Source organism: Telluria sp. LT2P80 (assembly GCF_059685955.1).
The window spans coordinates 305,201-331,730 of the sequence record NZ_JCASIO010000005.1 but is presented as its reverse complement, the minus strand read 5'-3'; the positions used below and the strand labels follow the sequence as shown (position 1 = coordinate 331,730).

Annotated in this window: 19 protein-coding genes and 1 tRNA gene; 6 read left to right on the top strand and 14 right to left on the bottom strand. The window is 65.7% G+C overall.

Translation table 11 applies throughout. From position 1 onward, the window contains the following. Positions 1-35: 35 nt before the first annotated feature. From pcaF to AC56LW_RS15645, 6 genes are all read right to left on the bottom strand, one after another. A complete protein-coding gene (pcaF, locus tag AC56LW_RS15670) occupies positions 36-1,238 on the bottom strand; it encodes a 3-oxoadipyl-CoA thiolase (RefSeq protein WP_499635807.1) in 1,203 nt (400 codons plus the stop codon). A gap of 119 nt (positions 1,239-1,357) precedes the next feature. Further along, the gene (locus tag AC56LW_RS15665; RefSeq protein ID WP_499635805.1) at positions 1,358-2,290 is read right to left on the bottom strand and encodes an alpha/beta fold hydrolase; all 933 of its coding nucleotides are present in this window, start codon (positions 2,288-2,290) and stop codon (positions 1,358-1,360) included. An 18-nt stretch (positions 2,291-2,308) separates the two neighbouring features. Then, positions 2,309-3,358, bottom strand: coding sequence for an ABC transporter substrate-binding protein (locus tag AC56LW_RS15660; protein WP_499635802.1), 1,050 nt, complete (start codon positions 3,356-3,358; stop codon positions 2,309-2,311). A gap of 40 nt (positions 3,359-3,398) precedes the next feature. Beyond that, positions 3,399-4,463, bottom strand: a complete 1,065-nt coding sequence (locus tag AC56LW_RS15655; RefSeq protein ID WP_332530141.1) for a porin — start codon at positions 4,461-4,463, stop codon at positions 3,399-3,401. A gap of 333 nt (positions 4,464-4,796) precedes the next feature. Continuing rightward, the gene (locus tag AC56LW_RS15650; RefSeq protein ID WP_499635799.1) at positions 4,797-5,180 is read right to left on the bottom strand and encodes a hypothetical protein; all 384 of its coding nucleotides are present in this window, start codon (positions 5,178-5,180) and stop codon (positions 4,797-4,799) included. A 67-nt stretch (positions 5,181-5,247) separates the two neighbouring features. After that, positions 5,248-6,090, bottom strand: a complete 843-nt coding sequence (locus tag AC56LW_RS15645) for a hypothetical protein (protein WP_499635796.1) — start codon at positions 6,088-6,090, stop codon at positions 5,248-5,250. A 335-nt stretch (positions 6,091-6,425) separates the two neighbouring features. On the opposite strand from AC56LW_RS15645, the gene AC56LW_RS15640 reads away from it, so the two are divergent. Together AC56LW_RS15640 and AC56LW_RS15635 are read left to right on the top strand one after the other, a co-directional pair. Further along, positions 6,426-9,782, top strand: a complete 3,357-nt coding sequence (locus tag AC56LW_RS15640) for an nSTAND1 domain-containing NTPase (protein ID WP_499635793.1) — start codon at positions 6,426-6,428, stop codon at positions 9,780-9,782. Then, positions 9,779-10,279 (top strand): hypothetical protein, encoded by a 501-nt coding sequence (locus AC56LW_RS15635; RefSeq protein WP_332530096.1) that lies wholly within the window; start codon positions 9,779-9,781, stop codon positions 10,277-10,279. Before AC56LW_RS15640 ends, AC56LW_RS15635 begins: the two co-directional genes overlap by 4 nt. A 12-nt stretch (positions 10,280-10,291) precedes the next feature. Here the strand turns inward: AC56LW_RS15635 and AC56LW_RS15630 are convergent, their stop codons facing one another. Together AC56LW_RS15630 and AC56LW_RS15625 are read right to left on the bottom strand one after the other, a co-directional pair. Further along, positions 10,292-11,524 carry an MFS transporter gene (locus AC56LW_RS15630; RefSeq protein WP_332530095.1) on the bottom strand — a complete coding sequence of 411 codons (1,233 nt, stop codon included), beginning with the start codon at positions 11,522-11,524 and terminating at the stop codon, positions 10,292-10,294. 96 nt (positions 11,525-11,620) lie between these two features. Next, positions 11,621-12,751, bottom strand: coding sequence for a Gfo/Idh/MocA family protein (locus tag AC56LW_RS15625; protein WP_499635789.1), 1,131 nt, complete (start codon positions 12,749-12,751; stop codon positions 11,621-11,623). A 379-nt stretch (positions 12,752-13,130) separates the two neighbouring features. Between AC56LW_RS15625 and AC56LW_RS15620 the strand changes: the two genes are divergently transcribed. The 4 genes from AC56LW_RS15620 to AC56LW_RS15605 all read left to right on the top strand — a co-directional run bounded on the left by AC56LW_RS15620 (position 13,131) and on the right by AC56LW_RS15605 (position 21,458). Beyond that, positions 13,131-13,760, top strand: a complete 630-nt coding sequence (locus AC56LW_RS15620; RefSeq protein ID WP_499635786.1) for a phage tail protein — start codon at positions 13,131-13,133, stop codon at positions 13,758-13,760. Between the two features lie 30 nt (positions 13,761-13,790). Further along, positions 13,791-14,288, top strand: coding sequence for a phage tail protein (locus AC56LW_RS15615; protein ID WP_499635784.1), 498 nt, complete (start codon positions 13,791-13,793; stop codon positions 14,286-14,288). A gap of 10 nt (positions 14,289-14,298) precedes the next feature. Continuing rightward, positions 14,299-14,832, top strand: a complete 534-nt coding sequence (locus AC56LW_RS15610; RefSeq protein ID WP_499635782.1) for a phage tail protein — start codon at positions 14,299-14,301, stop codon at positions 14,830-14,832. Between the two features lie 65 nt (positions 14,833-14,897). Further along, positions 14,898-21,458 carry an Ig-like domain-containing protein gene (locus AC56LW_RS15605; protein ID WP_499635779.1) on the top strand — a complete coding sequence of 2,187 codons (6,561 nt, stop codon included), beginning with the start codon at positions 14,898-14,900 and terminating at the stop codon, positions 21,456-21,458. A 26-nt stretch (positions 21,459-21,484) separates the two neighbouring features. On the opposite strand, the gene AC56LW_RS15600 is transcribed toward AC56LW_RS15605, so the two are convergent. From AC56LW_RS15600 to tilS, 6 genes are all read right to left on the bottom strand, one after another. After that, positions 21,485-22,003, bottom strand: coding sequence for a GNAT family N-acetyltransferase (locus tag AC56LW_RS15600; protein ID WP_499635776.1), 519 nt, complete (start codon positions 22,001-22,003; stop codon positions 21,485-21,487). 21 nt (positions 22,004-22,024) lie between these two features. After that, positions 22,025-22,498 (bottom strand): RES family NAD+ phosphorylase, encoded by a 474-nt coding sequence (locus tag AC56LW_RS15595; RefSeq protein WP_499635773.1) that lies wholly within the window; start codon positions 22,496-22,498, stop codon positions 22,025-22,027. Next, on the bottom strand, positions 22,495-23,058 hold the full coding sequence (locus tag AC56LW_RS15590; protein ID WP_499635770.1) for an Xre family toxin-antitoxin system antitoxin: 564 nt from the start codon (positions 23,056-23,058) through the stop codon (positions 22,495-22,497). The genes AC56LW_RS15595 and AC56LW_RS15590 overlap by 4 nt, the downstream gene beginning before the upstream one ends. A 441-nt stretch (positions 23,059-23,499) precedes the next feature. Beyond that, positions 23,500-23,592: transfer RNA gene (locus tag AC56LW_RS15585), tRNA-Ser, on the bottom strand. A 97-nt stretch (positions 23,593-23,689) separates the two neighbouring features. Further along, positions 23,690-24,937, bottom strand: a complete 1,248-nt coding sequence (locus AC56LW_RS15580) for an aspartate kinase (RefSeq protein ID WP_183551359.1) — start codon at positions 24,935-24,937, stop codon at positions 23,690-23,692. Between the two features lie 147 nt (positions 24,938-25,084). Beyond that, entirely contained in the window at positions 25,085-26,509 is a 1,425-nt protein-coding gene (gene tilS, locus AC56LW_RS15575; protein WP_499635767.1) for a tRNA lysidine(34) synthetase TilS, read from the bottom strand. Between the last annotated feature and the right edge of the window lie 21 nt (positions 26,510-26,530).

Below are 26,530 nucleotides of genomic sequence, written 5' to 3'. Positions count from 1 at the left end.
AACAGCCGCCTGCACAGGCAGTCGGCTGTTGGCGGTTACACCCGTTCCAGCACCACGGCAATACCCTGCCCGACGCCGATGCACATCGTGCACAGTGCATAGCGCCCTTCGCGGCGATGCAGTTCATTCACCGCTGCCATGGCCAGACGCGCACCGGACGCACCCAGCGGGTGACCGAGGGCGATCGCGCCGCCGTGCGGATTAACCCGTGGATCCGCGCCGGTCAGTCCCAGTTCACGCAGCACGGCCAGGCCCTGCGCGGCGAAGGCTTCATTGAGTTCGATGACGTCCATGTCGGCCAGTGTCAACCCGGTCTGCGCCAGCACCTTGCGTACGGCCGGCACCGGACCGATACCCATGATCCGCGGGGCGACTCCGGCGGCGGCCATCCCGACCACGCGGGCACGCGGCGTCAGGCCGAAGCGTGACGCATGGGCGCCGTCGGCCAGCAGCAACGCGGCGGCGCCGTCGTTGATGCCGGAGGCATTGCCGGCAGTGACGCTGCCGCCTGGACGTACGACGGGTTTCAATTTCGCGAGCGCTTCCATCGTCGTCGCGCGCGGATGTTCATCCTGGCTGACGACAATTGGATCGCCCTTCTTCTGCGGCACCTGCACTGGCGTGATTTCTTCCGCAAAAATGCCGGCCGCCTGCGCCGCCAGTGCGCGTTGCTGGCTGGTCATGGCCATGCGATCCTGGTCTTCGCGCGAGATGCCGAATTCATCGGCCACGTTCTCGGCTGTTTCAGGCATCGAGTCGACGCCGTACTGCGCCTTCATGGCGGGATTGACGAAGCGCCAGCCCATGGTCGTGTCTTCCATCTTCATGGCGCGCGAGAAGGCACTGTCGGCCTTGCCGACGACGAACGGCGCGCGGCTCATGCTCTCGACGCCGCCGGCGATGATCAAGCCCGCTTCGCCGGCCCTGATTGCGCGCGCGGCCGTGCCGACTGCATCGAGGCCCGAGCCGCACAGACGGTTGAGCGTCACGCCCGGCACAGCCGCCGGCAGGCCGGCCAGCAGCGCCGACATGCGCGCCACATTGCGGTTGTCCTCGCCGGCCTGATTGGCGCAGCCGTAGATCACGTCGGACAGCGCCTCCCAATCGACGCCGGGATTGCGGACCATCAGGGCGCGCAGCGGCACGGCGCCAAGATCGTCGGCGCGCACGCCGGCCAGGCTGCCGCCGTAGCGGCCAAATGGGGTGCGTTGGGCATCGCAGATGAATGCGTCGGACATGGATTTCTCCTGTAAGTGGATGATGGGTGGATGAAGGATGGCGTCATGAAAACGCGCACGCGCGCCGGGCCCCGACAGGGTCACGGCGCGCGTTGCTTACGCGGTGGACGGGTGGGCGTTCAGTGCTTGCCCAGAAAATCGAGCACGCGCCGGTTGAACATGGCGGGCTGCTCCCAGTAGGCAGAATGGCCGGTTTCCGGGAACACGGCCATCTCTGCGTGCCTGATGTGGCGGCCGAACTGGCGCAGCACTGGCGCCGGTGTGTACAGGTCGGCGTCGCCCGTGATCAGCAGCGTCGGCATGCGCAGCGTTTCAAGCCTGGCGAACGTGACTTCGATGTTCGAACCGTTGCCCAGCACGGGTTTTGGCGCCGCTGGCGCATCGCCTTTCGTTGCTGGCGCAGCCTGCGGCGTCAGGGTCGGGGCAGCCGGCACGAACGGATAAGCCAGCGCATTCCAGCGCGCCGTGCCCTCCGGATTGGCGGCGCGGTAGGCCGGGCCCAGTTCGCGAAATTCGACCGGCAACGCATTGAACTGCGGCGCCGGGCGCGTGCGCTCGCCCATCTTCAGGTAGTCGGGATCAGTGACAAAGCCGATGCTGTTGGCGATGACCAGGCTGCGCACCTTGGCCGGATGCGCGAGCGCGTACTGGAATGCGGCGCCGCCGCCGGCGGCCGAGCCGACGAGATGGAATTTGTCCACGCCCAGTTGTTGCATGACGGCGTCGATCAGGATCGTCGACGCGGTGCCCGTGCGGTGACCCGGATTGGGCTGGCGCCAGTCGATCGCGATGAAACGGTAGCCGGCGGCGGTAAAGGCCGGTATCTGGTGCACCCACATCTGGCTCTTGCCGCTGGCGGCGTGCAGGAACACGACCGGCGTGCCGGCGCCGCCCGAATCGCGGTACGGAACCACGTTGTTGCCCACCGCAAGGGTGTGATCCTGCACCGTGGCCGACGCCCCGTCCGTCATTACCTGCGGCGCGTGACCGCAGCCGGCCAGCGTCAGTGTCAGCACGCCCAGGCACGCTGTCTTTGCAAAAAAATGGTTCATGTTGTCTCAGGTCCCCTGTTATTTGAACTGCTGCACCGGTTCGACAAACAGCGCCTTGAGTACGGCATTCCATTTGTCGTTGTTCTGCGCTGCCTGCACGGGCGAAATGAAGCGGACCTTCACGTCGTCCAGCTCCGGAAAGCCGCTGTCGACGATGCGGTTCGATGGAATGTGGTCGGCTGCCTTGAGCAGCTTCTGCCCGGATTCGGACAGGATGAAATCGACCATCAGGCGCGCGGCATTGGGATGCGGCCCACCCTTGACGATACCGATCGCATTACCCGTCGCTGTCAATGGCTCCATGCGCACCCAGTTCACGTTCTGCCCTTCACGCTGGGCCATCACCGTGTGATGCACCATTACTTGCAAGCCAACCGGATAATCCTGGCGCGCGACCATGCTCACGATGCGGCGCGGATTGATCTGGATATTGGCGATGCGCTGGGCCGAGAGGCGGCGCAGGTAAGCCATGCCCGCTTCGTCGCCCATCGACAGCAGCACGTTGCCGACCAGTCCCTGGGCCGACGTCGGCGCCAGTTCGGCGCTCCAGGCCATCTTGCCCTGCCACTTCGGGTCGAGCAAGTCATCCCAGGTCTTCGGTGCATCGGCCGGCTTGATCATGGCCGGGTTGTACCCCATCGTCATGTAGTACAGGACGGTCGAGGTCCAGTGACCGTCCGGGTCCTTGAACTGCGCCGGGATCGTGCTGGCGGACGGCGAGATGTACGGCTGCACCAGAGCACGTGCCATCAGCAGCCCGGCGGTCGAGCTGCCGTCAAACAGGTCGGCTTTGACCGCGCCAGCCGTGTGTTCGTCGATGACCTTTTTTGCATTGACCGGCGCGGCGGCGCGCACGACCTGCACGTCGATGCCGGGGTAGCGTTGCTGGAAGCCCTGCCGGATCGGCGCCCAGGCCTCTTCGAGCAGGGTCGTGTACCACAGCAGATGGCCCTCACGCTGGGCGGCTGCAAGCCGGGCAGCATCGGGTTCGGCGGCCTGCGCCAGTGGCGCACCGGCGACGGCGCAGGCCAGCAACAGTGTCACGGCGCGTCTGAAAGCATTGTGCATGGACATTCTCCGGGTCTGTTCGATGAACATGATTGGCCGTTCAGAACCGGTGGGTGATGCCGGCGAAGAACGTCGATGGATGCATGCCCGGATTGACCGGACCGTAGGTCGTATTCGCATCGACCACGGCGTACTGGCTGTTGTCGCCGTTCCTGACGCGGGAATATGCGGTGTAGAGTTCGGTACGCTTGGACAGCTCGTACTTGTAGCCCACCGTGACTTGCTGCGCATCGAAGTCGCGCACGGTCTTGTCGTTATAGCGCTTGTAGCTGGCGATCCAGCGCCCGCCCTGGCCGCCCGGCTGGAGCGTGAAGCCGACCATCAGGCTGTCGTAATCGCGGCTGAAGAAGGCATTGGGCAGCGCAGGCGCCGCCGCGCTGCGCGTACCTTCCCACTTGCCAACCTGGTACAGGAACGCCGGCTCGATCGAGGTGAACTTGTAGCTGGCGCCGATTGTTGCCGTCTTGTCGTTGCCATTGTCCTGCGCATTGGCGTTCGAGCTGAAGCCAATGCCGGCCAGCAGCTTGCCGTCGGTATAGCTGACCAGCACGCCCCTGGCGTCACGGGCGCGCGAATGCTCGGTGGCCGACTCGCCCAGTGCATACGACCCTTTGACGGTAAAGCCACGCATCGTGGGACTGGTGTACACGATGGCATTGTCATTGCGGCCGAGGCCATCACTGCGGGCGCCGGTGGAAATCGTCGACGAGGCGGTGCCCATGCCCAGCTTCCATGGATCGACCGGACGCACCAGGTAGAAGGTGGGCGAATAATCACGGCCGACATGCAGTTGACCATAGCTGCCAATCAGGCCGACCAGCGCCTTGCGGCCGAACAGACGCCCGCCCTGGCCCAGCGCACCGCTATCGAGGCTGATACCGCTTTCGAGCGTGAAGTCGGCTTTCAGGCCATTGCCAAGGTTTTCCTGGCCCCGAAAGCCCAGGCGCGAACCGTAGCCGCAACCGCTGGAGATTTGCGTCGTCGGGCCTTCATTATTGCTCGACACGGCGACGCAGGCGTCCATGATGCCGTAGACGGTGACGCTGGTCTGGGCATGGGCGGAAGTTGAAACGAGCAGGACTGCAGCGGCCGAAGCGGCCTTCATTGATTTCACGACTGTCTCCAGTGACGCTGTCATCGCGCCATCGTTGGTGTAAATAGAATGGGAGTACGGCGTCTTGCGCACCGTGCCGGGCAAACCGACGAATCAATAGTAGGTGCTCAATCCTAAAAGGTCAATAGGTCAGGTATATGGTTTTTATATCTTTTTTTGATCGGTCCGACGCATGGCCTTTCAGCGCACGGGCTGATCATGTCCGGATCGGTGAACTGGCGTCGCAGTCGGTCTGACGCAAGACGGTGGACAGCCGGTCGGATCGACTGTTGCCGGCAACGCACAGAGTCAGCAGGATGGAAGAATCGCCGGTAGTACCGGCCTTCAGTCAGGCCGTTTCGCCGCCAGTGCGATCCGGTACATGGCGCAGGCACCATCGCGCGCCGGACGGTGGTCGATCTCGACCGACAGCAAGGGGCGGCGGGACGCGCCCGAGCCAGCCAGGGTCTCCGCCTGCATATGCGCCTTCCCCTCGGCGCAGACATAGCGCAGGGGGCGTGCCACCGGCCAGTGGGTGCAGGATTGCACACGGGCGTTGCGCGTGAATACCTGGAACACCAGCGGCAGCACGACGAACCGCTGCGCTGCCGCCGACGCCTGCGCGGCATCGCACCATAGTTCGGCGCCATCCGGCGTATGGCGCAGCAGCAGGCCTTCACGCAGCATCAGCGCCGTCGTCTCGAGACTGGGAATGAAGCGCAGATCCATGGCCCTGCCCACCAGATGCGCGTGACTGACCACGATGGCCAGCATGGGCCGGTACCTCGCCATTGCCTTACAGAGCCCGAAGGGAAAGGCAGCGTGGCAGGTGTTCCTGTAGCGCGGCCACGCAGCGCGCGGCCATCTGCTCCTGGTTGCCGATGGCGTTGTCGCTGCCAAGGTCGCTGCCATGGGCGCGGTCGAACTGCGCATACCACAACACTGCCCCTCCTGCCCCTCCTGCCCCCTGTCGCAGGATCAGCGATACCCGCAGCAGCAAAGCGTCCTGACGCACCGCGCCCTCGAGCAGGTAGAGGGCGCGGGGATGCCCGGCTGGCGGCGACGCGCGGTCCCCGCTTGCCAGGCTGAGCGAATGCAGTTCACGGTACAGCCGGAATCCCAGTTCGTCGTTCAGGCCTGCGGTGAAGTGCACGGCCTGCGCGTCGGCGCACAGGCAGATGAGTGGGCTGAACAGCAACAGCGGCGTGGGGACGAGGCCCAAGGGACCCGCCGCCCCGTTCTCGGCCAGTGCGATGCGGGCATGGTAACGGCCTTGCGGCACCGTGATGCGCAAGGTATCGGCGGCGCCTTCGTCCGCGTAATACGCCGTCAGGCGCAGGCGCAGGCGTCCCGCCTGGACGCGGACGATGGGATCGTCTGCGGGGAAATACGATGCGGGATCGCGGCCGAACACGGCAACGCCGATCTCGTGTTCCGGCGGCGACGCAGCCGTTTCGTCGCACAGCAGCGCGCGCTCGACCAGATAGGCGAGCAGCGCCGTGCAGCGGCGCGCCTTGGCAAATCGCTTGCTGGTCAGCACATGCTGCAAGGTCTCGCGGACGGCGTCATCGGAGCATGGCCGTGGCGCATTGCCCACGGCCGGCGCTCCGGTAATGAGTGACAATGCGGGGGGATTCATCGTGCTCTCCTGTAGCGCGCGCTGTACGCACTGTGCCAACCGATCCTATGCCAACCCCGGCATGGCTGCCTTCCGTTTACCTTCCCGCGCCTTCAGATACGGCAAGTCATTGATTCTGCTGATCAAAGCGTCCGTAGCAACCTGCTGCCCCCCGGGCGTGCGCAGCCAGCGATTGCGGCGTCCAACCAGATAACGGCCATCAGTGCAACTAAAAGATTGTCAGGTATACAAAACCATCTTTCACGTGAGATATTGACGGCCTACAAAGTCGGCGGGCTCAGGCCCGCCTGCCCCGGCCGACCGGGATGCGCTTCACCCACCCTCAGGGAGTGATCTTGAACCACGCATCACCACCGGAATTACGTGCGCTGCGAGAGAGTGACCCACTGATCGACGGCGGCCGCTTCCTGCTTGGCGACTGGACGATCGACGTGACGGCGCACCGGATCGTGCGCGGCGACGACATGGTCGCACTGGAGCCACGGCCGATGGCCGTCCTGGCAGAATTGTGCCGTCGGAGCGGCGAGGTCGTGACAGCGGATACCCTGCTGGATGCCTGCTGGCCTGGCCAGGTGCAGGGCGACAACCAGGTGCACAAGGCGATTGCCGGCCTGCGCCGGGCGTTGCAGGACGCCGCCGCCAGCCCCCGCTACATCGAAACGATCCGCAAGCAGGGCTACCGGATGATCGCCCCGATCCGCGTATTGTCCGACGGCGGGCCGCGCAGCCTGAGCGGCGCATGGCGCGGCGCGTCGCCGTTTCGGGGACTGGAACCATTCGGCACGGAACACGCGGCCGTGTATTTCGGCCGTGACGACGCCATCAGGCAATTGCATCGGCGTCTCGGTGAGCAGCAGGCGCGGGGCCACGCGCTGGTCGTGCTGCTGGGTCCCAGCGGCTCCGGCAAGACATCGCTGGTACGGGCCGGCCTCATCCCCGCCATGCTTGCCGCTTGCGTGCCCGGCGATACGCGCGTGCGGGCCTGTACTGCGACGGTACTGGACCTGGGCGCGCTCGACGAGACCGGTCCCTGGCAGGCGCTGGCCGGCGCCCTGCTCGATTGGGAGATCGGCAATGTCGCGCTGCTGTCGGGCCACAGCATTGCCTCGCTGGCGGCGTTGCTGCGCGCCGAGCCGGACGAGGTGCTGCGGCTGCTGCGGATCGGTTTGCAGGCGCGGCGCGCCGGCAATCAGGGCCTGCCGCTGCTGGTACTGGACCGCCTGGAAGGCCTGTTCGGCCCGGCCATCGCAGCGGGCCTGCAGGATTTTGTCGACTGTATCGAGCGGCTGGTACGCAGCAGCCTGGTGCTGGTGCTGGCCGTGTGCCGCAACGATGTCTATCCCAGCCTGTCGTCCCATCGCCTGTTCATGCATGACAAGGAGCACGGCGCACACATGGACCTGGCCCCGCCCGACGCCCAGGCCATCATGCAGATGATCCGCCTGCCCGCGCGCGCGGCCAACCTGACCTACGGCAGCGATGCGAGCAGCCTGAACCGGCTCGACGACCGCCTGTGCGCCGATGCGATGCAGGCCGGCGACGCCTTGCCGCTGCTGCAATACACGCTGCAGGCCCTGTACCTGGCGCGTGCGCCGGGCGACGAACTGACCTGGGCCGCCTACGATGCGCTGGGCGGCCTGGAAGGCGCCATCGGCAGCCGGGCCGAGGCGATCCTGGCGGCCTTGCCAGTCGCCCAGCAAGCGGCGCTGTCGCGCCTGCTGCCGCGTCTGGTCACCGTGTCGACCGACGACGCCTCGCCCAGCAGCCGCTCGGTCACCGGCGCCAGCCTGGCCGACGTGCATGAGCGGGCATTGGTCGATGCGCTGATCGAGGCGCGCCTGCTGGTGGCGGACCGCCTCGGCGGCGGAGAAATCGGCTTTCGCATGGCGCACGAAGCCTTGCTGCGCCGGTGGCCACGGGTCACTGCCTGGATTGCCCAGCACCGGGCGACGCTGAGCGCCCGCGCCGAGCTCGGGCCATGGGTGCGCCGCTGGCTGGACAGTGGCCGTGCCAGGACATGCCTGTTGCCGCGGGTGCCGTTGCTGTGGCAATCGCGGGATGCGGTGCGCGCCGCGCCGCAACTGTTCGGACGTGACGAGCACGACTTCGTGACGCGCTCCCAGGCGCGTCTCACGGCGCTGGCGCGCTGGCGCGTGGCTGCACTGGTCGGCGCACTGGCGCTGGCGTTGACCGCCGCCCTGGTCGCCGTGCACAACGCACAGCTGGCCGACACCGTGACCGCGCGCGAGCGCCAGAGCCGGCGCCTGGCCACGTTCATGCTGGGTGAGCTTGCCGACCAGTTGCGCCCGATCGGCAAACTCGATCTGCTCGGCAGCATCGGTGAACAAGGCTTGCAGGTGCTCAATCCGCAGGATGTCCGGGACGAGCTGCCGGCCGACACCCTGCAGCGTGCCAAAGCGCTCGTCGTGATCGGCGAAGTCAACAGCAGCCGGGGAACACAGCAGCTCGCGATGGCAGGCACGGCGCTGGCGCGCGCCTGGGCCCTGCTCGCGGCCATGGGGCCGGCGCCGGGCATCGATCCTGGCGAGTACTACAAGACGCTGGGTGCCAGCGCGTTCTGGCTGGGCCAGATCGCCTATGACGCCGGCCGCCTGGATGATGCCACCATGCAGATGAACCGCTATCGGACGGCCAGCCAGGCCTGGCTGGCCGCCGCGCCGGCGCATCCCCAGGCCAGGGCCGAGCTCGGCTATGCGCTCGGCAGCCTGAGTTCGATCGCGATGCGGCGCGGCCGCTGGGCTGATGCGCAGCACGGCTTCGAGCAATCGCTCGCGCTCAAGCTGGCGGTGCTGGCCGACCATCCGGACGATATCGACGCGCAGGACGCGGTTGCCAGCGCGCGCGCCTGGCTGGGCCAGCTGGCGCATCTGAAAGGCGGCAGCCGGCGCGCGCTGGCACTGTACGACACCGCCCGTGGCGTCCAGCAGCGACTGCAACAGGCACGCCCCGGCGAAGCAGTGCGGCTGCGCGACCTGGGCGTCATCGAAAGCCGGCGCGCCGAAGCCTTGCAGGCGCTGGGCCGGCCCCTTGACGCCATCGCGGCCAGACAGGCGGGGGCGCACTGGATGCGCCAGGCGCTGGTCGCTGGCGCCGGCAACGCCTTCTGGCAGGCCGAGAGCCTGCTGGCCGACAGCGCCCTGCTGCTGGCGCAGGCGGACGCCGGCATGCCCATCGCCGCCGGGCTGGCCGCATTGGAGCGCCGCATCGCAGATCACGACCAGGCCAGCCAGGCCATGCGCGAGTGGCGCCAGAGCGCCGTGCAGGCGCGCCTCGTGCTCGCCGGGCAAGCGCTGCGGGCACGCGACTGGGCCAAAGCGCGCGCCGTGGCAAGCGCGGCGGCCCAGGACATCCGCGGCCTGATGACGCAACACCCGTATCTGTGGCAGGGCCGGGAGCTGCAGGCACGGGCCGTCATGCTGCTGTTGCAGGCCGAGGCCGGCGAGGCGACTAGCCCCTATCCGGCCGCGCAGTGCAAGGCGGCGCGCAGCGCCTTGCAGCCGGCCATCGACACTGGCCAGGCGGGTTTCGTGCGCGAAACCTGGCTGGTGGCACGAGCATGTGCAGGGGAAGGCGCCGTCACCGGCGCCGATGTGCAAACGCTGACGCAAGGCGGCTACCGGCCGCAATCGCCAGCATTTCTTAAAGCAGTTCTAACCAGGATCGCACCATGACAACAGCAGCGCCGGTCTCCATTGCCGCATCCGTGCCAGGCAGTGCCCCCATCTTCTTCGTGGTGCCCGTCATTCCCGACGACGGCAGCGTGGAAAACGTGTTCTATTACGCGCAGGCTGGCAGCGAGCAGTATTGGGAAAAGATCTCCCCCAAGGACCTCGACGCCAGGCGTGGCGGGGGCGACGCCAATGGCGTCATGCTGTTCCAGCCTGATATCGAGGCCATTCTGCAGCACACGCACCTGACGGGCGACCGGCTTGACCGCAGTGTCACGCTGTACGCGGGCGTAGCGCGCACCCTGTCGGTGAGCGCCGATCCCCTGCCGAGCGCCTGCCTGTTTGACGCCAACCGGTTCATGGTCATTCCGGTGGCTCCCCACACCACACGCGGCGTGATTCTCGTGTTCAGCAAGCAGTCGACCGGCAAATCGCCCTCACCCGTGTTCGAGCTGATTGCCACCACGGATCCCGAAATCAAGAACGGCGTGGGCAAATAGGCCAGCAAGAAATTACCGGGACCCACCAGGGGCGCGCGCCGCGGCGCCCCGCCAGTAACACTGCGCACGGCTGCGCCAGATGATCAGCAGGGTTGCGCACAGCGTTGCCGTGGCAGCCCAGGCGAACGACGCTGCGCCGAAGTGGCCCAGCAACATGCCGCCCACCACGCTGCCGGCGAAGATCGCGAGATTCCAGACCGTCGTCATCATCGACTGCGCCACGTCCTGGCCCGGTCCCGATGCATTCGACAGCGATGTCACGAACAAGGTCGCGGCGCCGCCGAATGCCAGTCCCCAGATGGCAATCGCCACGTACACCACCGCCTGCACGCCGGGCCACAGCGCCAGCATGACGCACGCCAGCAAGAACAGCCCCGTGCTGGCCATGACCAGCTGGCGCAGCCAGCGGTCGACCAGCGTCCCCACCAGCAGCAGGCTCAGCAACGCAGCGCCGCCGAACAGCGCGAGCAGGAAATCCACGCGCGGCGCCAGTCCGGCCAGCGTCACGAGCGGCGCGATATACGTGTACAACAGGTTGTGCGTGACGACGTACAACAGCAGCACCGCCAGCACGGTGCGCACGCCGGGCAGTGCGAACACCTGTGCCACGCTCTGGCGTTGTTGGCCGGGAATGGCGCGCAGCGCCGGCAGCCGCAGCACGATCCACAGCATCAGCAGCGCCGCCAGCGCACTGAGTGCGCCGAACGCGATGCGCCAGCCAACCAGGTTGCCGACATAGGTGCCGAGCGGGATGCCGACCGTCAGCGCCAGCGGCGTGCCCGCCATCGCAATGGCGATCGCCCTGCCCTTGTGCTGCGGCGCGACCATGCGCGCTGCGTAGCCGACCAGCATGGCCCAGGCCAGGCCCGCCGCCACGCCGCCCAGGAAGCGGGCGACAAAGATCAGCACCAGGCTGGTGGACAGCGCGGTGATCGTGTTGGCAATCACGAAGCCGGCCAGCGACGTAAGCAGCAAGGTGCGGCGGCCAACGCCTTGCGTGGCGGCCGCCAGCGGGATCGCGGCCAGGACCGATCCCAACGCGTAGATGCTGATCAGCTGCCCCATCACGGACTGCGAACTGTCGAGGCTGGCAGCAAGCTGCGGCAGCAGCCCGGCGGGCAGGACTTCGGTGAGGATGACGACAAAGCTGACCATCGTCAGCGCCAGCAGTGAGCTCAGTGGCAGCTTCGGCGCGGCAGGTTGATCACGGAGTTCGTCGGGGTGAGGCAAAGTCGTTGTTGTCATGTGTGATGCAATCGCGAACGCCGCTACGGCAGCGCATGCGTGATGCATGCACCGCCGTAGCGGACGCAAAAGAAAGTGAAAAAGGCGTCTGGTGGATCAGCCGGCCAAGTCGGACAGATCGACCCGGCTGCCGCTGCAGTCGGACGCGATGATCGCGTCGATCACCGCATGCATCTTGACGGCATCAAGGAAGGTCGGCGCCAACTGCGTGCCGTCCTCCACGTCACGGGCATAGGCCGCATACAGATGGGCGAGCTCGGCCACGCTGCCGCCGAGAGCATGCTCCGGCAACCAGTCGTACTGCGCCGGCACGGGCAACGCCTGCAACGGCTGGGCGTCGCCCCGCGCGCCTTCGATCAGATTGACCGAGGGGCCGAAGCTGGTCGCATTGGTGATGCGCAGGTCGCCTTCGGTCCCCGTCAGATCGATCTGCACGCCGGCGTTATTGCGCTTGCCCGCTTCGAGCTGCACGGTCAGCACGGCGCCGTTGGCAAAGGTGCCGGTCAACAGCACCTGGTCGGGATTGGTGCGCGGCAGTGTCTCGCCTGTGTCGACGATCGTCACTTGCCGGATCTGGTTGGCCGTCAACGCATTCAGCGTGCGCGGGAAGCCGAAATGCTTGAACAGGATGTCGAGGAAGTGGCCGCCGAAGATCGGCAGCAGGTCCGAGAAATTCTCGGTCGGCACCGTATAGGCCAGATACCCCATGCGGCGCGCACCGAACGCGTCGACGCTGACATGCATCCGCACCGAACGCAATTCGCCGATATAGCCTTCGGCCAGCAGATCGCTCATGTAGCGGTAGCCCGGCGACAGGCGGCGCTGCAAGCCCACGACGTGGCGCACACCGGCTTGCTCGGCCAGCGCTGCCAGCTCGGCCGAGACGGCAGTGCTGGTGGTCAGTGGCCATTCCGAATACACGTCCTTGCCGGCCGCGATGGCGGCGCGGATGGCTGCCTCGTGCTGCGGCGCCTGGTTCAGCACCAGCACCAGGTCGACCTCGGGATGCTCGACGAGCGCCTGCAGCGAGGTGACGGGATTGGCAATGCCATGGCGCGCGGCCAGTGCTTGGGCCTTGTCGGCACTGCGGCTGTAGACGGCCGTCAGTTCGAACTCGGGCAGCAAGGCAAGCGAGGGAATGTGGCCATATTCGGCCCAGGTACCGGCGCCGACGATGCCGACGCGGATTTTGTTGACGGACACTGCGGGAGTGGCTGAAACGGTCATGCGAGGACTCCCTAAAACTGTTGAACCAGCAATTGCTGCATCCAACATTTTAACGGCGCCACGCCGATCCTGCTGCGCGCTGCCATGAAATCCGGGTACGCACCGATGCCGGAAACTGCACGTCATTTGCAAAACCGATCGCCGACCGGCCATGGCCATAACAAATTGCTGAGCGAAAAATTATGCTCTTTCATTAAAAAATGTACGCAATCTTGATTTAAATCTATATCGATATTTTTTATAGTGGATGGAGAATGGATATTCAATTCCCAATCATCTCGACATACCACCATTTGAAAATCGCCATTTGCGGCACATTAAAAAAATGACCGATTACAGATAATTTCGCGCAGACGCAACAATTAAAATTGACCGCGTAATGGCAACTAACCTTGATGTAGAATTTTCCAAAGCCAAGCCGAATGCGCCGCAGTGCATGCGCCGCCGTAGTATTTCTTGTATTGCGAATTCATTTCCACAACAAGGAGACACGATGTCCGATCAATACATGGGCGAGATCCGGATGTTTGCCGGGGGCTATGCGCCTCAGGGTTGGGCAATGTGCAATGGCCAACTGCTGCAGATATCGGATAACCCAGCATTGTTCAGCTTGCTCGGCACGACGTATGGCGGCGACGGCGCGACCACGTTCGGGGTGCCCGACATGCGCGGCCGGGTGCCAATCAGCACGGGAAATAGTCGTGGAAGCAATTACATGCTGGGCCAGAAAAGCGGCGCCGAAAGCGTGACCTTGCTGGCATCGCAGATGCCGGTGCATGGCCATCTTCCCGCCGCCCAGTCGGCGCCAGGAAATCAGCCTCTGCCCACCAACAATGTATGGGCAGCAAAGCAGGTATTCGAGAAACCGGCCGACGCCGCCGCCCTCGTTGCAATGTCCCCCGCCACCATTTCCTCCACGGGCGGCAACCAGTCCCACGATAACCTCATGCCGTGTATGGCGCTGACATTCATCATTGCGATCCAGGGGATGTTCCCGTCCCCGGCCTGATCGTCACAGCACACAACAGGAGAATCATTCATGGCTGAACCCTTCCTGGGCGAAATCAGGTCATTTTCATTCGGCCTGATTCCCCGTGGCTGGCTTGCCTGCCAGGGCCAGTTGTTGCCGGTCCAACAGAATCAGGCCCTTTTCTCGCTGCTCGGCGTCAACTATGGCGGCAATGGCGTCACCGTGTTCGGCTTGCCCGACCTGCGCGGCCGTGTCCCCTTGCACCTGTCGTCGACGTATCCTCTGGGCGCGGCAGCCGGTGAGGCCAGCCATACGCTCACCGTCAACGAGATGCCCATGCATGCCCATGCGGTACAGGCATCCGGAGAGACAGCGACGCTGATCCCGCCACAGGGCAATGTCTGGCCTCAAGGTGCCGATACCTATGCGGCAGGTGCCCCCGACGTCGCGATGGGCGCCCGTGCCGTGAGCACGGCAGGCGGCTCGCAGGCACACGAGAATATGCAGCCCTACCTGACGATCAGTTTCTGCATCGCGATCCAGGGTATCTACCCACCGCGCCCATAAGGAGACATCCATGGATCCCTACATCGGGGAAGTACGCATTTTCAGCGGCATGTACGCCCCTGACGGCTGGGCCGACTGCAACGGCCAGCTCATGACCATCCAGCAGAACTCCGTGCTGTTCAGCGTGATCGGAGCGGTGTATGGCGGCGATGGCAGCACGACGTTCGCCCTGCCCAACCTGAGCGGGCGCGTGCCGATGCACCAGGGCGCCGGCCCCGGTCTGACGCCAAGGCCATTGGGCACGCAAGGTGGCGAGGCGGCCGTGACGCTGCTGGCGGCCCAGATGCCAGCGCATACGCACGTTCCCCAGGCGCTGGACAATCAGGGAACGTCGAGCGATCCGACCGGCGCCGTCTGGACCAAGACGCCGAAGGCGGGCCGCAATCCGATGGACACCAGGGGGTTTGCGCCCACGCCAAACGTCGCCATGCACCCGATGGCGCTGTCGGCTGCCGGCGGTAGCCAAGCGCACAACAATATGCAACCGTATCTGCCCGTGCGATGCATCATTGCGCTGGTGGGCGTGTATCCCCCCCGACCGTAGCCTCGGCACTGGCTGGCGGCGCCCGGCCGCAGCAATTCCCTTTCGATGTTTCTCATCTCCACGCCATGAACCATCCAGACGCGTCCTCGCTATTCCCGTCCGACGCCGCGTTGCCGCTGGCGCCCAACGTCATCGTCTTCGTCGAGGCCGACGTCGCCGATTACCAGTTGCTGCTGGCCGGTCTGGCGCCCGGCGCCGAGGTGCATGTGCTCGATCCTGGACAGGACGGTCTGGCCGGCATGGCGGCCATACTGAAAGGCCGCAGCGGGATCGACGCGCTCCATATCGTGTCGCATGGCGGGGCAGGCGCTGTCTCACTCGGCGCGCTGCAACTGCGCCGCGACAACCTGTCCGGCCACGCCGATGACCTCGCAACGATCCGGCAGGCCCTGCATGCCGACGCCGATATCCTGCTGTATGGCTGCTCGGTCGGCGCAGGCACGGCCGGCGCCGCATTTGTCGATGCACTGGCGGGCGCCACCGGCGCCGACGTTGCCGCGTCCACCGATCTGACGGGCGCCACCGCGCTGGGTGGCAACTGGACCCTCGAGCGCTCGAGCGGCGCAATCGCTGCCGGTAATCCGCTGCCGACGCTATCGCTCAGCAACTATTCCGGCCTTCTGGCCGTCAACGGCCTGGCTGACGGCACCTACGATTTTGGCGGCGCTGACAGCCCGCCCAATTCGGGCGGCGCCGGTTTCGTCAGATTCTCCGACAAATTCGATATCAGCAACGGCATTGGCGTCGACGGCACCCTCATGTACGCCGCCGACCAGATCACGCCCGATACCAGCGGCAGCATCACGATCAAGGTCGGCGGCAGCGCGGGCGTCAGCACATTGACCTTCAAGGACCTGGCGTTCTCGTTCTTTGAAAATTTCCAGGGCTTCAGCGCGTTGTCGATCATCACCAGGGATGTCGGCGGCCAGACCAACGGCAGCCATGTCCTGAGTGGATCGTACATTCCCGGCAATACCAATGTGTTTTCGGCGAGTTCGATCCTGAACGGCGGGGCCTCGTTTGCGGACAATGCGGTCGCATCGATCACCATCACCTGGAAAATCGTCGCCACCGGGCCGGATACGCAGATCAATGAGCCGGCCAACCTCAACTTCAACAGCATCACCGTGGCCAATGTCAGCACCGCGCCGCCCCCGAATACCGCGCCATCCTTCGTGGGCGCGAATACCCCGCTGGCGCTGACGACGAACGCGGGCGCCACCGATTTCTCCAGCCTGCTGCGCGTGAGCGATACCGACAGCGCCCAGACGCTGACCTGGACCCAGAACAGCGGCCCCGTGAACGGGACGCTGTTCTTTTCACCCAGCACGCAAGCGAGCGGCGGCGCCAGCATCACGCCGGGCGGCACCCTGACCTACCAGCCAAATGCCGGCTTCGCCGGCAACGACACCTTCACCATCCAGGTCAGCGACGGCGCCGCCACGGCCACCCGCACCATCACCGTCAACGTCGCGCCCTCCACGCCTGGCGCCCCCGACCTCTCGGGCAACGCCGCCGTCGACACCGGCGTCTCGCAGAGCGACAACATCACCAACGCCGGCATGCTGAGCTTCAGCGGCACCAGCGCCGCGGGCGACAGCAGCAGCACGGTGCGGGTGTTCGTTGACAGCAACGGCAATGCAACCTACGACGCCGGCACCGACGCCACGGGGACGGCGACGGTCAACAATGGCGTCTGGACCGTCAACGGCATCGATGTCGCCAGCCTGGCTGACGGCAATTACAATGTGTATTCCACGGTCACGTCGGCCAGCGGCGGCCTGGTCAGCACGCTCAGCGCCGGACTCGGCATCACGCTGGACCGTACCGCGCCCACGCTGGCAATCACCAGCAGCAGCGCGGCGCTCAAGGCCGGTGAAACAGCCACCATCACGTTCACCTTCAGCGAAGACCCCGGCGCAACGTTCACCTGGGACGGCAGCGTTGGCGACGTACAGGTCAGCGGCGGTACCCTGAGCGCCATCTCGGGCAGTGGCGCGACCCGTAGCGCCACCTTCACGCCGACCGCCAGTACGAACGGCGGCGCGGCCAGCATCAGCGTCGCCGGCGCTGCCTGGACCGACACCGCCGGCAACAGCGGCGGCGGCGCCAGCGTTACGCCAGCGCTGACCTTCGACACCCTGGCGCCCGCTGTGATCTCGATCAACCGCATCGGCACCGCGACCAGCAATGCCACCAGCGTGCAGTACGCCGTCACCTTCGACAGCAGCGTCACCGGCGTTGGCGCTGGCGACTTCCAGCTGACCGGCACGGGCGCCGCGACCGGCACCGTTGCCAGCGTCACCGGCAGCGGGACTGCCTATACCGTCACCGTCAGCGACATCAGCGGCGACGGCACGCTGCGCCTGGATCTGAAGAACGCGGGCACCGGCATCGCCGACAGCGCCGGCAATGCCGCACCCGGCTATACGAGTGGCCAGAGCTATACCTTCGACTACACGTCCCCTGCCGTCACGTCGGTGTTGGTGCCGGCGTCGGCCACCTATGGCGCGGGCGATCCGCTGGAATTCACCGTCAACTTCAATGAGGCGGTGACGGTCGACACCACCAACGGCACGCCGTCGCTTCCCCTCGCCCTCGACAATGGCGGCACGGTGCAGGCCGCTTACGTGAGCGGTTCGGGCGGCACTGCCCTCACCTTCCGCTACACGGTCGTTGCGGGCAACGCCGACGCCGACGGTATCGCCATCAATGGGCCGCTGTCGTTCAACGGTGGCACGATCCGTGACACGGCTGGCAATGCGGCGGCCACCACGCTCAACGCCGTCGGGGCAACTGCCGGCATCCTGGTCGACGCCCTTGCGCCTGCCGTCACCAGCATCGTGCGCGTGGGTAGCGAGCTGACCAACGCCACCAGCGTCGTGTATGCGGTCACGTTCTCGGACAGCGTCACCGGCGTTGACGCAAGCGACTTCACGCTCGTGGCAGGCGGCAGCGTCACTGCCAACATCGGTGCGGTCTCCGGCAGCGGCGCGAACTGGACCGTCACCGTCAACGACATCACCGGCGACGGTGTGCTGCGCCTGGACCTCAACGCCAGCGGTACCGGCATCCAGAGCGGCAGTGGCCAGCCCATCGCGGGCGGCTACACCGCCGGCCAGAACTACACCGTCGACCAGACGGCGCCAACGCTGTCGGGCGCCATCGAGCTGACCGACACCGCGCTCAAGGCCGGCGACACGGCCACAGTCACGTTCCGCTTCAGCGAAGCCGTGCAGGACATCACCGTAGCCGATGTGACGGTCGCCAACGGCGCCTTGTCGAACCTGATGTCGGCCGACGGTGGCCATATCTGGACCGCCACGCTGACCCCACTCGACAACGTCACCGATGCCACCAATGCGCTGACGCTGAACTATGCCGGCGTGAGCGACCTGGCCGGCAATGCCGGCACTGGCACCGCCACCAGCACCAACTACGCGGTCGACACGGCACGCCCAACCCTCGCGTCCGCCATCACGATCTCCGACACCACGCTCGCGATCGGCTCGAGCGCCACCGTCACCTTCACCTTTAACGAGGCCGTGACCGGGTTCACCAGCGCAGACGTCACCGTCCCCAACGGCACGCTGTCGGCATTGACGAGCAGCGACGGTGGCATCACGTGGACCGCAACTCTCGCGCCTGCCAGCGCCAGCAGCGACGCCACCAACACGCTGACGCTGGACTATACCGGCCTCACGGACCTGGCCGGCAACACCGGCACCGGCACCGCCAGCAGTGGCAACTACGAGGTCGACACCGTGCGACCGTCGCTGGCCTCGAGCATCTCGATTTCGGACACGACACTCACCAGCGGGAACACCGCCAACGTCACCTTCACGTTCACCGAAGCGGTGAGCGGCTTCAGCCTGGCGGACGTGACCGTGCCCAATGGGGCTCTGCAACAGCTCGCGTCGACCGACGGCGGCGTCACCTGGACCGCGACCCTGATCCCCGCCGCCGGCACGAGCGCGCCCGGCAATGTCCTGACGCTGGACTATACCGGCCTGACCGACCTGGCAGGCAACGCCGGGGCAGGCAGCGCGCAGAGCGGCAATTACGCAGTCGACACTGCGGGCCCTGTGCTGGCCCAGCCCATCGCCATCGACGACACCGCGCTCAGGATCGGCGACAGCGCCACCGTCACGTTCGTCTTCGACCAGTCGGTGACGGGCTTCACCGCTGCCAACGTCACCGTGCCCAACGGGACGTTAGCGGCGCTGAGCTCAAACGACGGCATCACCTGGACCGCGACCCTGACCCCGAACCCGGGCGCCACTGCGGCCAGCAACGTGCTGACGCTGGACTATGCGGGGATCGAAAACGCCGTGGGCAACAGCGGCGCCGGCAACGCAACCAGCAGCAACTACGCGGTCGACACGCTGGCGCCGACGGCGACGGTCACGCTCTCGGACGTCGACCTGCGCGCTGGCGAGACGGCGCAACTGACGATTGCGTTCAACGAGATCGTCGGTGGCTTTAACGCGTCGGCGGTCACGGCCCCCAATGGCGCCCTGGGCACGTTCACCACGCTCGATGCCGGCATGACCTGGCGCGCGACCTTCACGCCGGATGCCAACATTCGCGCAGCATCCAACGTCATTGCGGTCAGTCTGGCCAACGTGGCCGACCTGGCCGGCAATCCCGGTGGGGGCAATGCGTCCTCGCCCAACTACGCGGTGCAGACCACCCCGCCGGTCATTCCGCCGACCAACCCGCCCGCGTCGGACACGATCGATGGGGTGGCGGTGCAGACCGACATCCTGCCGGTCGATCCGGTCACCGGACTGGCCGGCCAGGCGCTGACGGTGCCCATCATTACCGGCACCCGCAGCGACGATCCGGCCACCCCGAATGGCAACCTGGCCGACATCCCGCTGGGCCTGGGCACCGGTACGGGTCCACGTACCGAACTGATGGTCAGCCTGCCGGTCGGCACCGGCATGCGGGCCGAAGGGCCGTCGAGCCTGCTCACCAGCCAGCAAGCCCTGCTGGACCTGATCCGCCGCATCGCGAACCAGACCGAAGACGGTTCCAGCGCCCAGTCGGGCATGACCGGCAACGGCGCCGGCTTCCTCGACAGCCTGGCGCCGGGCACGCTGCTGCAGAGCCAGACCATCGTGTTGTCCGCAGCGCCCGGCTTGAACTCGCCGCCGACCATCCTGATCAACGGAAGTTCGACCACGCCGGTGGGAGGCGACCAGAACGCCACCGCGATCGGCCTGGTCATCGACGCCACGGGCCTGCCTGCGGGCAGCACGCTGCAGCTGAACAACGTCGACTTCGCCGCCATCGTCGGCGCTGTCACCGTGCGGGGCGGTGCCGGGCGCAACTTCGTGACGGGCGACGATGCCATCCAAAATATCTTTTCAGGCGTAGACGACGACGCGCTTCTGGGCGGCGGTGGCAACGACATCATCGGCAGCGCGGGCGGCGATGACCTGCTCGATGGCGGTTCGGGCAACGACATTCTGGCAGGCGGCATCGGCAACGACCGCCTCGCCGGCGGCGCCGGCAACAACGTGCTTCAGGGCGGGCGCAGCACGCAAGGCGCATGGGAGTTCTACCTCACGGCCGGCGGCGCCCTGACGGCGCGCCATGAAACGGCGCTGTTCGCACCGGGCCAGACAGAACGGCTGACGTTGGCCGAATTGAACGCCTCGGCCACGGAACTGGCTTTTCTCGGCGCCGACAAGCCGATGCTGTCGTCCATCTCGCTGCTGTACCACGCCGCCCTGGGCCGCGCCCCCGACCTGGGCGGCCTGGCCTACTGGGCGCAGGACGGCGTCCTGCTCGGCACCGTGGCCGCGCGCGTCCTCGCATCGCCCGAATGGCTGGCCGCCAGCGGCAGCGCCCTGTCCGATGCCGGCTTCATCGACGCCGTGTATGGCAGCGCCTTTGGCCGCACGCCCGATGGCGGGGGCCTCACCTACTGGCTCGGCCAGCTGACCGGCAGCGCTACTACCCCGGCCATCAGTCGCGCCGACGTGCTGGTGGCGATCGCGCAAAGCGCCGAGCACGAGCGTGCCTGGAACACGGCAGATGGCTACCTAATCGGCGCAGGGGCCGTCGTGCGCGAGACGGACTGGATTGTCGACGATGGCGCCGATATCGGGGTCTATGCCGGCAAGACCGCTGACTACAAGTTCATCATTGATGAGGATGGCCGCCTGAATGTGGAGCACAAGGCGAGCGGCAATCTCGACCAACTGAGCGGTATCGATATCGGCGACTTCAGCGACGGCATGCTGGACCTCGGCTTCCTGCAGGACGGGCCTTCGAAGGTGAAGCAACTCGGCCTGTTGTACCAGACGGTGCTGGACCGCGCCGGCGACCTGGGGGGCTTCCAGTGGTGGCTAGGGCGTGACATCGACGGGGCGCAGCTGGTGCAGGACTTCATCGCCACCACCGAATTCAAACTGCGTTACGACAGCATCGACGATGCTGCCTTCGTCCAGGCGCTGTACGACAACTCGGGCCTGAGCGCAGGTGCGGCTGGTGGCCAGGCCAGCTGGGAGAACTACCTGACGAACCACACGCGGGCCGAGCTGATCGCCACCTGGCTGAACCAGGACGGCGTGGTCGACGCCCAGTTTGCAGGTGCTGGCCTGTGGGTGGTCTGAGCCGGGCAGCGCCCTGAGCACACCTGCTACCTGACAGGCAAGCCGCTGTCTGGCGACGGTCCGCCACCGATCTGGGCGCGCCAACGCAGTTCAAGCCGCATGGCGTCTTCACTGTCCACGGTGAATCCCAGCGCCTCGTACAGGTGGCGCGCAGCCACATTATCCTTGCGCACCGACAGCGCCACCACGTGCTCTGCCCGCGCCGCCTGCGCCTGCAGGCAGCGCAAGGCGTCGCCAGCCACACCCGCGCGGCGCGCAGACGGCAACACGGCAATGTCCACCACGCGTACGACGCCATCGACGGCCGCCGTGACCAGGCGTCCCACCGCCACGCCATCCCGTTCCAGCACCTGATACACGGCCTGCGGATAGCTGTTGCGGTAGCCAGCCACTTGCAGCCGGTGCTGCATGGCGATCAGGCCATCGATCACCGAAGGGTCGACCGACAACGCCAGCAAGTCGTCGCGTGTGCTCCGATACAGGCTGGCGAAGAATGCCACATCGGCGGCGCCGGCGTCACGGATGTGCAGCGTGGACAAGGTCATCGTGGATCTCGCTCAGTTTTGTCACGGGAAAAACCGCGGGTCATAGTTCCACCGCCTCAAGGTCGTCGCCGCAATGGCACCGGCATCCCTGTGCTGTGGATTGATCAGGACGTTATATTCGTCAGGCACGATCACCGAGGGCACCAGCAGCAGCGCCGTGGCACCTGCCGCGACCCAGACATCACCAGCCTGCCTGGAGGCCATCCTGGACGGAACGGCATCCCACCCGCCTGGAAGTGGATCAAGAACCTGACGCACGGCCCACACGGTATCCGGAATATCGATCCGCACCAGATAGCGGTTGAAAGGCAGCCCGCCACTACTCAGGTAGTGAACAGTTTCCAGGGTCGCGAGCGCAATGCTGTCAGCAGCATAGACGATAGGCGTACCCTTGCTGTTCCAGCGCCCGCCCGTCATCTTCGCGCCGGTTCCGCGCAAGTCGTTGGCGCTGTAGGCAGGCGCCTCGACGGCGATGCGCCAGACCTGCTTCGTCAAGCGTAGGCCCCGCTCTGGCTCATCGCCAGCAACTCTGCCACCAGCTTTTGCCCCTCGAAGGTATCCATATAGCTTGCAGGCGTCTCGCCGGCCAGGGCCGGCAATGGCTTCGTCAGCCATTCCGATACCCAGCGCGCGGCATTGAAGCCGGCCGGATCGCCGGATTGCTCGACCATGGCCTGCACCATGCCGATCAGGGTTTCGACACCCAGGACGCGCTCGGATTCGTCCTTCGACAGCAAGGCAGCGTCTTTTTCCTTGCGACTGATCGTCGCCCGCGATAGACCCAGGCTGGACAGCAGGGTTTCCTTGCTCATGCCCATCCGGCCCGAGAGACTGCTGATCATTGCGGCAGGAATACCGTGACGGATGACCGCAATGCGCGCCTGGGGATCTGACCGGTAAAGGGGAATGGCCTCGGCGACATGGGTGCCGGCCCGCGCCGGTGAGGCTGTCCGCTCTGTGCCGATGGCCACGTTTTGCATTCCTGCGCGGGCAGGTTTGACTGTCTCTGCGTGGTGGTCTGCAGGGAGCGTTGCGACTGCTTTAGCGTTCGACATGCTTTGCCTCCTTTGATACGGAAGTATAGTTCAAATGAGACGAATCGCAAGCCTTGGTTGCCGAGGTGAGTTCAGATCGCGAGACGTCGGCAAATCCGCGTGAATGGGGCATACAGGCGCGGCTGATAGCGGCGGGGTCTAGCGGCGGGGGTCTGGTCTGACGTTGCGAAACGGGCTCGGCCTGGGCAGCTGGCTGCGGGCGCCGCGCTTTGCGCGAGCTGGGGCGTTGGGGCGCATGCTTTACTGCAAAAATGTGAATGGGAAGCGCGCCCACGGCGCGCTGCGCTGTGCGCGTTGCGCACAGCAGATGGACGATTCGGAGAGGGCTGCCCAAGTATGGGCAGCCCTTCGAATCCCACGCGGGGGCCATGCAGATGGCCCCCTCGTCTCCGGGAAGTGTTAACGGAAAAAGCTCCCTTGCGGGAGCTTTTTGCTTTTTTCTGGCGGAGACGGTGGGATTCGAACCCACGATACAGGTATAAGCCGTATGCATCCTTAGCAGGGATGTGCCTTCGGCCACTCGGCCACGTCTCCAATCAGTACCAACGTTTCCGTCAGCGCTGAGTGCAAGCATCTTAAGGGTTGGTGCTCATTTGGTCAAGAAAACACACCCAAAAAATTGCAAACTGGCTTAACTTTGTTCGAGATTAAACGACTTGTGCAGGGCGCGCACGGCCAGTTCCATGTACTTCTCGTCGATCAGCACAGAGATCTTGATCTCCGACGTCGAAATCATCTGGATATTGATGCCCTCTTCCGACAGCGTGCGGAACATGTCCGAGGCCACGCCGACGTGGCTGCGCATGCCCACGCCCACGGCCGAGACCTTCGAGACCTTGGCGTCGCCGACGATCTTGGCCGCGCCCAGGATGTCCTTCTGGTCTTCCAGCACCTTCATTGCCTGCACATAGTCGTTGCGCGAGACCGTGAAGGTGAAGTCGGTCTTGCCGTCCACCGACTGGTTCTGGATGATCATGTCGACTTCGATATTGGCTTCGGCGATCGGGCCCAGGATGTGGAATGCGACACCTGGCTTGTCCGGCACGCCCAGGACGGTGATCTTTGCTTCATCGCGATTGAAGGCGATGCCGGAGATGACGGCTTGTTCCATATTGCTTTCTTCCTCAAACGAAATCAGGGTGCCGGAGCTGGCTTCTTCGGCCAGGGGCATCAGGGGATCGGTCAGCGACGACAGCACGCGCGTCGGCACCTGGTAGTTGCCTGCAAACTCCACCGAGCGGGTTTGCAGCACTTTCGAGCCCAGCGACGCCAGCTCGAGCATTTCTTCGAAGGTGATTTTCGACAGGCGGCGCGCCTCGTCGACCACGCGCGGGTCGGTCGTGTAGACGCCGTCGACGTCGGTGTAGATCAGGCATTCGTCGGCCTTCAGCGCGGCCGCAATCGCCACTGCCGAGGTATCCGAACCGCCACGGCCGAGGGTCGAGATATTGCCGTCCTCGTCCATGCCCTGGAAGCCCGTGATGATGACGATCTTGCCGTTGGCCAGGTCGCGCAGCACGCGCGTGTCGTCGATCGACTGGATGCGCGCCTTCGTGAATGACGAGTCGGTGCGGATGCCTGCCTGCCAGCCAGTGTACGAGACCGCGTCCTTGCCGATGGCCAGCAGCGCCATGGCCAGGAGGCCCACGGACACCTGCTCGCCGGTCGAGGCAATCATGTCCAGTTCGCGTGGATCGGGCTGGTCCATGATCTGCTTGGCCAGACCGATCAGGCGATTGGTTTCGCCCGACATGGCGGACGGCACGACGACGATCTGGTGACCTGCGTCGTGCCACTTGGCCACACGGGCCGCGACATTCTTGATACGGTCCGTCGATCCCATCGACGTCCCGCCGTATTTGTGGACAATTAAAGCCATATCAGGAAGGGTTCCAGCTAGGGTAAGGATCAAAAAGGGACCCTTACTCTAGCATGGTGCAGCGCGGCATCACAAGGCTCGTTGGCGGAAAAGCTATACGAAAAGAACATAACCTAATGCTTTTCGCAACGCAGCCGACAGGACGCGTCAGGCCGTGTTCGCTTCCCAGCGCAATTCGATCCTGTCCTCGCCGCCTTCCAGCACATGCGCGCAATCCATCCCGATGCCGGCGGCGAACAACAGCTCACGGCCACGGCTGACGGTGGGCAGGCGCTCGCGCTCCCAGGCCGGCACGCCCAGCGCCTGAAAATGCGCCTTCAGGCCGCGCGTGGGCCGGTTCGCAGCCGTCTTGAGGCGCTCGCCGCCCTTGCGGAAATCGATCATCAACGGCAGCGCGCGCAGCCAGGCGGCGTCGAAACCGCGGGCGGCCGGCACGAAGTGCAGCACGCCGCCATAGGCCGGAAACGCAATCGACGCTTCGCCCTGCCAGCGGAAGCGCTGCCCTTCCTTGACGAAGATGCCGAGGTCGTCAGGATCGCGCATGCCTGCCAGTTCCGGCAAGTGCGGCGTCAGGTACAGCTTGCCGCGATGGCGGCGGATGTGGCAGTCGGGATGCGTGACCTTCAGCTGCGCATCCTCGCGCGCCGAGAACAATTGCCAGACCATCTCGGCGAGCCACGCCGTCGACGGCATCGCCAGTCCCCGTACCGCAAACAGGTGACGCAGGCAATTGTCGATACGATCGGCGCTGAGCGCGCCGAGCACCGCCAGGTCGACCGCATCGCCATCCAGGCAGGCGGCCAGGTCCTGCGCTGCCAGTTCTTCGAGCATGCGCTGGGCCGACGCGACGTGCGCCGCGCCGCGCGCCAGGCGCGCCTGGAAGCCGGGGAAGTTCGCGGCCAGCGCCGGCATTACCTGATGGCGCAGTGCGTTGCGTGCATAGCGCGCATCCTGGTTCGATTCATCCTCGACCCACCGCAAAGCGTGCGTCGCGGCATAGGCCTCGAGCGCCGCGCGCGATTGCGTCAGCAGCGGGCGTGCCATCACGGTGACGTCGTCGCCCAGCAGGTTCGGCGAGCGATTGGCCGCTTCCATGCCGGACAAGCCCGCAGGCCCCGAGCCGCGCAGCAATTGCAGCAGCACGGTTTCGGCCTGGTCGTCGAGGTGGTGGGCCGTCAGCAGCAGCGTCGCGCCATGCTCACGGCACATGGCGCCCAGCGCCGCATAACGGGGGCGGCGTGCAGCGGCTTCCACGCCGGAACCGTCGACCGGAATCGTCACACGACGGTGGTCAAATGGCACGCCCAGCGCGGCGCAGCTGCGTTCGCAGTGCGCAAGCCAGGCGTCGGCATTCGGGCTCAGGCCGTGGTGGACATGGAAGGCAAACAGCGGAATGCCCTGCTGCGCGCACCAGGCGTGGGCCAGGTGCAGCAAGACCATCGAATCGAGGCCGCCGCTGCAGGCGATCGCGATCGAAGTGGGCGCGTAGGTGGTGGACAGGCGCGCGAGCGCCTCATTGCATGCTGCGGGTACCGATCCGGTTGGATCGGTACCGCGATTGGTTCTGCTCACTGTTGAGACTCGCTTACTTTT